The organism is Lysinibacillus sp. (assembly GCF_032093475.1).
Lineage (GTDB): Bacteria > Bacillota > Bacilli > Bacillales_A > Planococcaceae > Lysinibacillus > Lysinibacillus irui.
In genome coordinates, this window is the sequence record NZ_DAMDAY010000074.1 from 12,202 (window position 1) to 21,685 (window position 9,484).

Here is a 9,484-nt window from a genome sequence, read left to right on the forward strand (position 1 = left end):
GTGCTATCCACCAGATTGTCCGTTGTATCCATCACATATAGATTTTTATCCGCCAGTTTGAGCAGCCAATCCGTCTGGAGCAGGGCTATCAATCAAAAAAGGAGCGCTATCCACCAGATTGTCCGTTGTATCCGTCACATATGGAATCCTATCCATCAGAAAGCCCATTTTATCCATCACATTTAGATTTCTATCCGCCAGTTTAGGCACCTAAACCATTTGGAGAAATGCTATCGATCAAAAAAGAAGGATACATTATTCATCACCTCCAGTAACCCAACCGTTTTCAAAAAATCCAATCCATCTAACCAGAAAGGATGTTGTACCCTATGGAAGAAGAAAAAGATTATTATCCAGAAGCCTCCAGATATACGTTGGCTGTTGTACTTTTTACGCTTATTGTTTGGGGTATTTATGATTGGCGAAATGCCCATGTCTATAGTTTTCAGTTCCTATTAATTAATGAAATTGTTATTACGCTTAGCATCGTGCGCTATATTTTGAAGAAGAGAGATCAGAAACGTATGCGCTCTTCATAGTCGTTACATATAAAATCATAAAAAGTGTCACATCTACCCTAGGTGTGGCTTTTTTTGTTGCATTTAATAGGGATGAGTACATTTGCAATAGAGAGGTGGTACTATGCAATTAACAGATGGCACACGGACATTTGAAACGGACATGATTGATGAGGCTGCCATTAAAAAGGATCGTGATGAGCAGGAGCGGGAAATGCTCAATGCCTTTGCACGTTATGCTTACTTACGATACAAGCAAATACGCGACAAAGTAAATCCTCGTAAATGCAGATATATGTATATCCATCAAGTTCGCCAGCAACTAACATCTCCCGCTAGGCTCCAACGTGTTTGCAAGTTGTTATCGATGACGGAAGAAGAAGTTCTATACATTGTGGAATTTGTGCGAAAGTATCTGAAATACGTGAAGTAAACCTCATCTCAATAGATGGGGTTTTTTTACATAATTTCTAGAGAGAATTGTTTCTCAACCACCCACTGGATATAGTATGATGAACGTGGATAAAGGAGTGAGAGTAGTTGAGATTTATTAAATTTCTAGTGGTCATCGTAATTTTCCTTGGCTTGGTTGGATACGGTGTATTACATTTCGGTACAAAATTTGCCTCAGAAAAGATTGTTGATACATTATCAACAGAATTAGAAAACAGTGGGCAAATGGACGAAATTAAAAACACGATTGAAAATGATCCGCAATTAAAGGCCTATATGGAGGAAGCCCAAACGGTAGATAGAAGTACATTGCCATTTACGACAAAAGAAGAGGCGACTAAAGTGTTGATTCAAAAAGTGGGGATCACAGAGCTGAATGATATTCGAGTAAAATTACAAGATGGCTCGATGACACAAGAAGAAGCCCTGCAAAAGGTTGAAGGGAAACTGTCAGATGAGGAAATCGCCGCTTTAAAAGTCATCGTTTATGAAGAGCTATATCAATAAAATGAAGCAGAAGCAAACGTTTGCTTCTGCTTGCTCATTAACCATCACAAATCATTAAAATATTCCCATCTAAATCTTGAATGTTGAAGTAAGCAAAGTCATCAAAACGTTCTATTTCACGAACAATTGGAATGCCTTTGTCTTTGATATATTGATAAGCATCGTCAATATTATTGGTGTAGAAGTTAAATAACACATGTTTTGATGGCTGAAGCTTAAAGCCCGGATCAAATGTGTGATCATCTAGGGTAATACCTGTTTCTGAGGTAACGGGTAGATTGTAAACAGGAGATACTACCTTTTCTTGAGAATAGGGCAGACCGAGAAGCTGACTATACCACTCTGCTGATTGATGTAAATCTCGGACATGAATAAAAACATTATTTACTTTTTTAGTAAGAGGGGACGCTGCAATTTTCATTTATTTACCACCTTTCCATTGTTTTAGTATAATTTCGCTAAAAATTTGATTTCACCTGCTTGTAAAGGCGTGCTGTTATGGCATGTCTTTTTTTTATGAATGTCCCTTTTTCTCGGAATTTCTTTATATAAGTATTGAAGATAGACACAACAGCAAGAAAGAGGGATGGGTATGATTCATCGCGTAGCGAAAAAGGGGAATTTTGTTGTATTGGACAAAGAATTTTTAAATGATGACCAATTAAGCTGGAAAGCAAAGGGGTTACTTGCCTATATGCTGTCTTTGCCAGATGATTGGTCTTTTAGCCTTTCAGATTTAGCGACACGAAGTAAATGTGGGCGAGAAGCGACAGCGAGTATTATGGATGAACTGATAGAGGCGGGCTATTTACAAAAAGCACAAAAAAGAACAAAGGATGGCAAGTTTGGCAAGGTGGAATTTTTCGTCTTTGAAGCGCCAACATGTGCTGCCATGCCGTCAACGGGATATCCGTCAACGGTAACACCGCAAACGGAAAAGCCGACACTACTAAAGAATAAGTTACTAAATAACCAATTACTAAAAAATAAAGATCATGATGATAAGAAACCTATGTCCACTGCCTCTCACTTTTATGAGCAACAAGGCTTTGGCTCTCAATGCGCCTATATCACGAGTAAAATTCATTATTGGCTCACTATTTTTTCGGAGGAAATGGTTGTCCATGCGATGAAGCTAGCTGTGGAACACAATGTTTTACGCTGGAGTTATGTAGAAAAAATCCTGCAAAATTGGTTTAATAACAAAATAAAAAGTCTGGCAGATATCGCAATCGATCAACAGCATTTTCAAGCACGTAAGCAACAGGTGCAGCCGAAGAAAGCTAAAAGACGTCGAGAAATCATTCCAAAGTGGTTTCATCAGCGTCATGAAGAAGACCCTCCAAGTAATCAGCAGCCAGCTATTGATTTTGAAGCAGAACGTCAAAAAATATTAGCATTATTAGGGAGCGGATAATCATCCGTATACCATATTGGCTTCGTCCATGAAAAGTGATCATGATCCTGTAAAATTAGCTGAATTCTCTCTAAGGCGTCGTCAAAGGATGGTGGGTCATATTGACGTGTCCACACAATGGTTGAAAAAACAGTCATGGCAGCATATAAGGCATAGAGCTGCCAAAAAGTCTCGTCTGGAGCAGAGGGGAAATAGCCATTGATTTGCCCTATACAAAAGGGGATGCTATGTCGTCTACTAAATAAGGCGAGGTTATAAAAATCATGATAGGGATCGCCCACATCAAAGCCATTAAAATCGATAATCCCATTGAACGTCTGGTCTTTACAAATGATGTGACCAAGATGGAAATCATCATGAAGTAGAGTAATGGGACGGTGCTTTAAAAGTGGCAAATGGGCATCAATAAAGCTCACAAGTTTGGCTTCCTGTGGAAGATGATAGGAGTCCTGTTGGTATGCCTTAAAATAAGTAAAGAATTTCTTTCGCTGTGATACCTCCCAATTCATGTTTTGAGGGGGATTCACTCGATGAATAGCGCTTAATTGTTTCCCAGCAGCTAGCCCAAGCTGATATTGCTCGGAGTCAGAGAGTTGATGGATAGTCTCATCTGCAGGGGAGCCTTGCAAAAAACTGACGACCATTGCGGATAAATTGGCCTCACGAAGCACCGTATAGTCAATCGCTTTATGCGTATGAACACCTTGTTTTGCTAGGTCTTGTAGCAATGCAAATTCCTTTTGGCGTTTTTCGTGATGCACAAGGTCTGATAATCGTACGAAATAACGCGTTTCCCCAACGGTTATGAGATATTTGTCATCAGGTGAATAGCCTTTGTTGACTTTTGTCATGTGCGTAAAACCGTGTAAGCTTGGTAATTGATTCATAATATCTACTAAACGCATATTTTTCTCCCTCTCTTTCAATATTTTAGAAGATACAAAATACTACAGGAGACATTGCTTTGTCAATATCTTGGAGAGAAGGAAGGGGTAAAAAATTCATATTGAAAACATAGTAAAAGAGCACAACTAACTAGAAATCACATAAGTGCGAGCATTTACTAACAATAAGGGAATGTCTTTGCTTTCAAGGGTCCTTCCCTCTCTAGCAGTAAGCCCCATGAGTACGATCCTCTTAGCAACAAACATTTCCCTAGAACTGTAAATAAAAAGTATGATTTGTAAAAAATTGATAGGAAAGGACGGTGCACTATGAGTTATGTTATTGAGAAACAAATGATGTCAGGGTTACCTAATCAGGCGCTTGTAGCAGTAAAATACGTTGTGGCGCATGAATCAGGGAATAGCAGTAATACAGGGCCATACGCATTGGAAAACGAGATTGCCTATATGAATAAAAATAAAGCCAATGCCTTCGTATCCCACTGGGTAGGCGGTGGTGGACGAATCGTACAAGTAGCCCCAGTGAATCGGGTGCAATATGGCTGCGGTCCGAAAGGCAATCCGTATAGCTATGCCCAGGTCGAGCTGGCGCGGACGTCTGACAAGGAACAATTTAAAAAGGATTATGCGGCATATATATGGCTGTTACGTAAACTAGCCATCGAGGCAGGTATTCCTACTGTATTAGATGGAAGTGGTAATGGCATTAAGTCCCATCGTTGGATTGCCGACAATTTGGGTGGAACCACACATTCAGATCCTTTTGACTATTTAAAAAGCATGGGGATTACAGAAGCACAGTTCCAGCAAGACATTAAAAATGGACTTGAGGAGGGATTAACCGTGTCACAATATAATGAGCTGAAACAGGAAATCGAAGCGCTAAAAAGCTTGTTGGCTGAAAAAGCAAGTTTACAATCAAGCAGGGATGTAGGCGCAGCCCATAAAGAGGCGTGGGAATGGGCTGTTAATGAGGGCATCATCCGTGGGGATGGCAGTAAGAATATGAACCCAGCCGGCGTCCTCACGCGTGAGCAAATGGCGACCATGCTCAAGCGGTATTACGATAAATTTATAGCAACCAATTAACTTGGGGATACTGAAGGATAAAGCTCATTAGCAATCAAGAGCTTTATCCTTTTTCTTAGAATAGAGGTATTCTCAAACTTTTGTCGAATGTAGTAGAAGAGAGGAGGGGTTTGGATGATAACAAAAATAAGAAAAGTGAAATTTGAACAAGAAAGGAAAAATCCATTATATCAAGTAATTATGGAGTGTCCGGATGGAAAACAATTATATGTAAAGTTTGATTATACCTATAAAACGAAAAATTTTTGGCCACTAGAAGTAAATTATAATAAAAAGAACTACGGAGCGAAATTAGCATGGTATACCAATAAAGTCGAGAAAATGACAGTCGCTTTATTTTTAGAGACGATTGCTAAAAAAATCAACAAGAAATACGACTTTGACTTAAAGCAACAATAAAAAAGCAGCACCCTAACAAGAGTACTGCTGAAAAGCCTGTTCTTTATTTTGTCGAGATATAAACAATCAATGCTGCCTCATCAAATGTTACGTTTGCGCCAAGAGCCTGACTAACAAATCGTAAAGGCACCATTGTTGTTCCTTGATAAATTTCAGCAGGATGGCTAAGCGTGATTGTTGATGAAGTACCATTTGCATCAACATAAGCTTTTTTATTCCCCACACCAATCACAATTTTTTTACTGTCCTTTACTGCCGTCACTTTTTTTGTGGCACTATCATAGGAAACCGTTGCCCCAAGCGATTCAAAAATAGCCTTGATTGGCACGAGGGTTGTACCATTTTTCATATAAGCACCTGGCGTATAATTTTGTTTTTCATTATTCAAATAAACCGCCACTTTTGTCAATGCAGGAGCAACAGTTACTACAGGTGTCTGCGTATAGTTGCTTTGTCCGCCTGAAGACGATCCACCTTGATTGCTGCCATTGCCATTATGATAATGGTAGCCTGAACAAAGACCCTTTGCCTTTGATTTTTCTGAACAGTTGTGACCGCCATTACTATCTAGACGTCCAGGATGAGCGTCCGCAATAGAGGTTGTAGCGAAAAACAATGTCAGCATCGCTAAAAATAATACTAATTTTTTCATATAAATCCTCCTAAAATTGAAATACATGGTTATTATACTATTAAAAAGTAAATTTTGACATGTTTTTATAGGATTTTAGATTGAGAACAATGATAAATGAATACAAAAGTGGCACTAACAGACAATGGAATGCGTGTCTTGTTAGTGCCTTTTTTATACCTAAGTTTATCCAAAAAAGAGCATCAACCCTTTTTTGGATCAATGCCCTGCAACGAATTAACATCTTACATATTTACGTTTAAATCCAACTCGTCCTCGTTCTACTTCCTTTTGGATATTTTCATATGCGTGGAGTGTCGTGCTTTTTTTGTTATCTCGCTTCATTTCTACTGGACCAATAGCCTGTGCCGTTTCAACAGCCAGGTCGTGAAGTGGCACATAGGAAATGGCCACAGTGTAGAGAAAATTATTCATCGCAGATTTAGTCCGTTCTGGCGCATTATGAATGGTCGTTTTCACCACTTCGAGCATGTTGGCCAACTTGCTTTCTGAAAATTCGTTATCCTTGCGATTTCCTAATAACCAGCAATAGCAGCTCCAACCTGCTGACATTTTCAGCTCCTCACCGCTCGCAATCCATGCATCCGCCACTTCTTGGGCAATCGGCGCTTCCGCTAAAGTGACCGCTACGACATAATCAGACAGCATATAAAAATAAGCGGAATCCATCCAGCGATCAAAATCTTCTGCGGTCATTGCCTTTGGATCGGCAATAACCCCAGCAAAATACATCGCATCATAATTGCCTGTAGCATAGAGCTCCTCCGCTAAAGCCTGATCAATTTTTATTTTCTTCGCTATAGGCTTCATAGCACCTGTTGCTACGCCAAACAGTGGCTCATGCGCACCATTCGACATATACATTTTTTTCGTACGTTCCTTGCCTAGAGCCTCTAGCTCCTGCATCACCATTTCTGCATCCATACTAGCACTTCCTTCTTCGCTTTTTTCTACGTCATTCTTATTATCCTATAGTGGATGTCCTTTTGTCATGGTCGATGCTGTTTCACGAAGCGTGTTAAAGTCTATTCCAAATAAACATAAATTGTGCGGCATCAGACTCGAGGGCAATTTGGTGATAGTCAGTAGAATCATCATCTATAATCAAGCGACCTTTTTGCACATTTAAAATGGCATGTTTCACTGATTCTGGATGTTCCGTTGAGTAGTGGGAATCCTTTAGGAGGGTCAGGGCAGATCGACATTTATGTTTATCAATTCGCTCATTTTTTCCTTTGAAATATAGCTTTATTAGATAGGGGGTATCATCGATAATTAAACCGAGTTCAGGATTTGATCTTACTGTTAATTCCTCACAATACCAATTAGCCTTACCAGGTTCAAACCATTTTACATCTTTATTTTTAAAGAATTTCACATAGGCTTTTACAGCTTCTTGATAATTTTTCTGTCGGGCTGGGAGGGCATTGTCCACAATGTCGAGTAAATAGGAGTCATTCAAGCGCTGTTCATGGTATTTTTTTAAACCGTCGCGTAAGGCCTTCCAATAATCTTTAATCGGATGATAATCTCCCTGATATTTTATATCTTTCACAAACTTTGTCTTAGCTGCACTTCCTTTCATCGTAAAGTCTGTAAATTGAGTTAAACCAATTGATGGCTTTGTTATAATCGTCACGCTCACATCACCCTTCTTTCATCTTCCATAGATTAGTATTATATTGGAAAGCGTAAAATTATATGATTTTATCGAGATTTTGAACGTGGTAGAAAGAGTTCTATTAAGATAGAAAAATAAGTTTTTTAAGAAAATATGTTTAGATGTGTTTGAGCTGGGAATATAAATAGCGAGCTAGTCAAAGCTCAAAAAAATATTTAGGAGGAATAGAAATGGCTAACAAGCAAAACAATCGCAACAGAAACAACAATGAAAACATGACTGTCGAAGAAGCGGGACGTAAAGGCGGAGAAGCTACCTCCAGAAATCATGATCGTGATTTTTATGAAGAGATTGGACGTAAAGGCGGAGAAGCTACGTCTAAAAATCACGGTCAAGAATTTTATCAGGAAATTGGACGCAAGGGTGGGGAAGCTACGGCTGAAAACCACGGCGAAGAATTTTATGAAGAAATTGGACGCAAAGGCGGAGAAGCTACCTCAAAAAATCACGACGACGATTTTTATGAGGAAATAGGCCGTAAAGGTGGAGAAGCTCGCAGTAAGCAGCGTAGTGATAACTCCAACGGTAACCGTCGTAATAACGATAACAACTAAATTATTCACGTATAATATAACCCTTCACACCAAAGGCGTTTGTAGTTGATTAACTACAAACGCTTTTTTATTGTGCATTTCCTCTAAAGCGCAGGATAAATTTGTTGAATTTCTCCTAATTTTAGTATATATTTAATCCGCTTCTATTATAGTATCAATAGCTTGTGTTTTAGAGGAAATGAGGATAGAGATCATGACAAAACAACATAAAGAAAAAGAACTATATGATGTAATCTACGCCGTCATACAGGCTGTAGGCATGACGGTGACGATAAAACAAGACCATTCGGGTATTAATATGAGTTACAATTTCATTGGGGATTATGTAGGATTCGATGCAAAACGATTAATAGAAGCGAGAAATGAGCTAAAGCTGCCAATTTCACTTGAGGTGTATGTAAAAACAATGACCTTACATGAACTAGGGCATGCGATGGATCGTGATGCATTACAAGCATCACTACCACGCACAATTGAAATTTTTACGATGAAAAAACAATATTCCTTAAAGGAGATTTATCGTCAGGAGCATCTATTAACGATGATGCTTGAAGAACACGAAATGAATATTCAATTTGAGCAAACAGCATGGGATAACGCAAGAGCTCTTAACCATATACACCAGTTCGTATCAGAAACAGACTTTGACAATATAATGCAGCATAGCCTTGCAACATATAAGACATTATATGAGCAAGATGTGCAAGCCTATCACCATCTTTTGAACCAGCAGGTTGTTCAATTAGCATAGCTAGAAATCATTATTTCATACCTTGCTGGGAATAGATCATACCAAATAGGGCAATGTAATACTACTTGGAGGTGATTATTTTGACAAAAGGTAAGCAATATAAACGCCAGTCAGAATTGGCGGAATTAGCGACAGATTTAAGTCCAGATGATTTAGATGTGCGTGAAGATAATCCTTTAACACAGGAACAAAAGAAAAATTCGAACGAAAGTAATCGTTCAAACAAAGCACGCAAATCTCAATCATAACCTCTACACCACAATCACTTTGATTGTGGTGTTATTTTAATTTGGTAATTTTTGGACCAATGTCGAGGATACTTCGCTTTGAGGGGCGTATCCTGTAGCTTACAGTGTTCTATCTGTCACTTAGCGCGTGCTATCCGCTACTTTTCCGATTCTATCCGTCAAATTGAGCGATCTATCCACCAGAATAAAACGTATCCTCCACTTTGACTGCTTTATCCGTTACTTAGCGCGAGCTATCCGCTACTTTTCTGATTTTATCCGTCAAATTGAGCGATCTATCCACCAGAATAAAACGTATCCTCCACTTTGA

The 9,484-nt window shown here is 38.9% G+C and carries 14 protein-coding genes; 9 read left to right on the forward strand and 5 right to left on the reverse strand.

Annotated features, from left to right (window positions below):
* The first annotated feature begins 329 nt into the window (after nucleotides 1-329).
* The 3 genes from RT445_RS15220 (at nucleotide 330) to RT445_RS15230 (ending at nucleotide 1,478) form a co-directional block, all read left to right on the forward strand.
* The gene (locus RT445_RS15220) at nucleotides 330-539 is read left to right on the forward strand and encodes a hypothetical protein (RefSeq protein WP_274796873.1); all 210 of its coding nucleotides are present in this window, start codon (nucleotides 330-332) and stop codon (nucleotides 537-539) included.
* Between the two features lie 103 nt (nucleotides 540-642).
* Nucleotides 643-951: a hypothetical protein gene (locus RT445_RS15225; protein ID WP_274796874.1), complete on the forward strand. Its 309-nt coding sequence runs from the start codon at nucleotides 643-645 to the stop codon at nucleotides 949-951.
* Between the two features lie 107 nt (nucleotides 952-1,058).
* A complete protein-coding gene (locus RT445_RS15230; RefSeq protein WP_274796875.1) occupies nucleotides 1,059-1,478 on the forward strand; it encodes a hypothetical protein in 420 nt (139 codons plus the stop codon).
* A gap of 37 nt (nucleotides 1,479-1,515) precedes the next feature.
* Here the strand turns inward: RT445_RS15230 and RT445_RS15235 are convergent, their stop codons facing one another.
* Nucleotides 1,516-1,899 carry a VOC family protein gene (locus RT445_RS15235; RefSeq protein WP_274796876.1) on the reverse strand — a complete coding sequence of 128 codons (384 nt, stop codon included), beginning with the start codon at nucleotides 1,897-1,899 and terminating at the stop codon, nucleotides 1,516-1,518.
* Nucleotides 1,900-2,070: 171 nt separating this feature from the next.
* Here RT445_RS15235 and RT445_RS15240 point away from each other — a divergent pair, with 171 nt between their 5' ends.
* Nucleotides 2,071-2,895 carry a DnaD domain protein gene (locus RT445_RS15240; RefSeq protein ID WP_313470826.1) on the forward strand — a complete coding sequence of 275 codons (825 nt, stop codon included), beginning with the start codon at nucleotides 2,071-2,073 and terminating at the stop codon, nucleotides 2,893-2,895.
* Here the strand turns inward: RT445_RS15240 and RT445_RS15245 are convergent.
* Nucleotides 2,862-3,800, reverse strand: coding sequence for an aminoglycoside phosphotransferase family protein (locus RT445_RS15245; RefSeq protein WP_313470828.1), 939 nt, complete (start codon nucleotides 3,798-3,800; stop codon nucleotides 2,862-2,864). The genes RT445_RS15240 and RT445_RS15245 overlap by 34 nt on opposite strands.
* 309 nt (nucleotides 3,801-4,109) lie before the next feature.
* On the opposite strand from RT445_RS15245, the gene RT445_RS15250 reads away from it, so the two are divergent.
* Nucleotides 4,110-4,889 carry an N-acetylmuramoyl-L-alanine amidase gene (locus tag RT445_RS15250; RefSeq protein ID WP_274796880.1) on the forward strand — a complete coding sequence of 260 codons (780 nt, stop codon included), beginning with the start codon at nucleotides 4,110-4,112 and terminating at the stop codon, nucleotides 4,887-4,889.
* A 114-nt stretch (nucleotides 4,890-5,003) separates the two neighbouring features.
* Nucleotides 5,004-5,288 (forward strand): hypothetical protein, encoded by a 285-nt coding sequence (locus RT445_RS15255; RefSeq protein WP_274796881.1) that lies wholly within the window; start codon nucleotides 5,004-5,006, stop codon nucleotides 5,286-5,288.
* A gap of 43 nt (nucleotides 5,289-5,331) precedes the next feature.
* Here RT445_RS15255 and RT445_RS15260 read toward each other — a convergent pair whose 3' ends face one another.
* From RT445_RS15260 to RT445_RS15270, 3 genes are all read right to left on the reverse strand, one after another.
* A complete protein-coding gene (locus RT445_RS15260) occupies nucleotides 5,332-5,940 on the reverse strand; it encodes a copper amine oxidase N-terminal domain-containing protein (protein WP_313470830.1) in 609 nt (202 codons plus the stop codon).
* A 216-nt stretch (nucleotides 5,941-6,156) separates the two neighbouring features.
* Nucleotides 6,157-6,864, reverse strand: a complete 708-nt coding sequence (locus RT445_RS15265; protein WP_274796883.1) for a DNA alkylation repair protein — start codon at nucleotides 6,862-6,864, stop codon at nucleotides 6,157-6,159.
* A 94-nt stretch (nucleotides 6,865-6,958) separates the two neighbouring features.
* On the reverse strand, nucleotides 6,959-7,579 hold the full coding sequence (locus tag RT445_RS15270; protein ID WP_274796884.1) for a hypothetical protein: 621 nt from the start codon (nucleotides 7,577-7,579) through the stop codon (nucleotides 6,959-6,961).
* A gap of 212 nt (nucleotides 7,580-7,791) precedes the next feature.
* Between RT445_RS15270 and RT445_RS15275 the strand changes: the two genes are divergently transcribed.
* From RT445_RS15275 to RT445_RS15285, 3 genes are all read left to right on the forward strand, one after another.
* Nucleotides 7,792-8,175 carry a KGG domain-containing protein gene (locus RT445_RS15275; protein WP_396631739.1) on the forward strand — a complete coding sequence of 128 codons (384 nt, stop codon included), beginning with the start codon at nucleotides 7,792-7,794 and terminating at the stop codon, nucleotides 8,173-8,175.
* A 193-nt stretch (nucleotides 8,176-8,368) separates the two neighbouring features.
* Nucleotides 8,369-8,926 (forward strand): integrase, encoded by a 558-nt coding sequence (locus tag RT445_RS15280; protein ID WP_312506175.1) that lies wholly within the window; start codon nucleotides 8,369-8,371, stop codon nucleotides 8,924-8,926.
* Between the two features lie 80 nt (nucleotides 8,927-9,006).
* Complete coding sequence (locus RT445_RS15285) at nucleotides 9,007-9,174, forward strand: hypothetical protein (RefSeq protein WP_274797402.1); 168 nt, start codon at nucleotides 9,007-9,009, stop codon at nucleotides 9,172-9,174.
* Nucleotides 9,175-9,484: the final 310 nt, after the last annotated feature.

Coding starts and splice junctions, on each gene's coding strand:
- RT445_RS15250 (WP_274796880.1), top strand. CDS start 4,110: ATGAGTTATGTTATTGAGAAACAAATGATGTCAGGGTTACCTAATCAG.
- RT445_RS15260 (WP_313470830.1), bottom strand. CDS start 5,940: ATGAAAAAATTAGTATTATTTTTAGCGATGCTGACATTGTTTTTCGCT.
- RT445_RS15225 (WP_274796874.1), top strand. CDS start 643: ATGCAATTAACAGATGGCACACGGACATTTGAAACGGACATGATTGAT.
- RT445_RS15255 (WP_274796881.1), top strand. CDS start 5,004: ATGATAACAAAAATAAGAAAAGTGAAATTTGAACAAGAAAGGAAAAAT.
- RT445_RS15245 (WP_313470828.1), bottom strand. CDS start 3,800: ATGCGTTTAGTAGATATTATGAATCAATTACCAAGCTTACACGGTTTT.
- RT445_RS15280 (WP_312506175.1), top strand. CDS start 8,369: ATGACAAAACAACATAAAGAAAAAGAACTATATGATGTAATCTACGCC.
- RT445_RS15265 (WP_274796883.1), bottom strand. CDS start 6,864: ATGGATGCAGAAATGGTGATGCAGGAGCTAGAGGCTCTAGGCAAGGAA.
- RT445_RS15240 (WP_313470826.1), top strand. CDS start 2,071: ATGATTCATCGCGTAGCGAAAAAGGGGAATTTTGTTGTATTGGACAAA.
- RT445_RS15220 (WP_274796873.1), top strand. CDS start 330: ATGGAAGAAGAAAAAGATTATTATCCAGAAGCCTCCAGATATACGTTG.
- RT445_RS15275 (WP_396631739.1), top strand. CDS start 7,792: ATGGCTAACAAGCAAAACAATCGCAACAGAAACAACAATGAAAACATG.
- RT445_RS15235 (WP_274796876.1), bottom strand. CDS start 1,899: ATGAAAATTGCAGCGTCCCCTCTTACTAAAAAAGTAAATAATGTTTTT.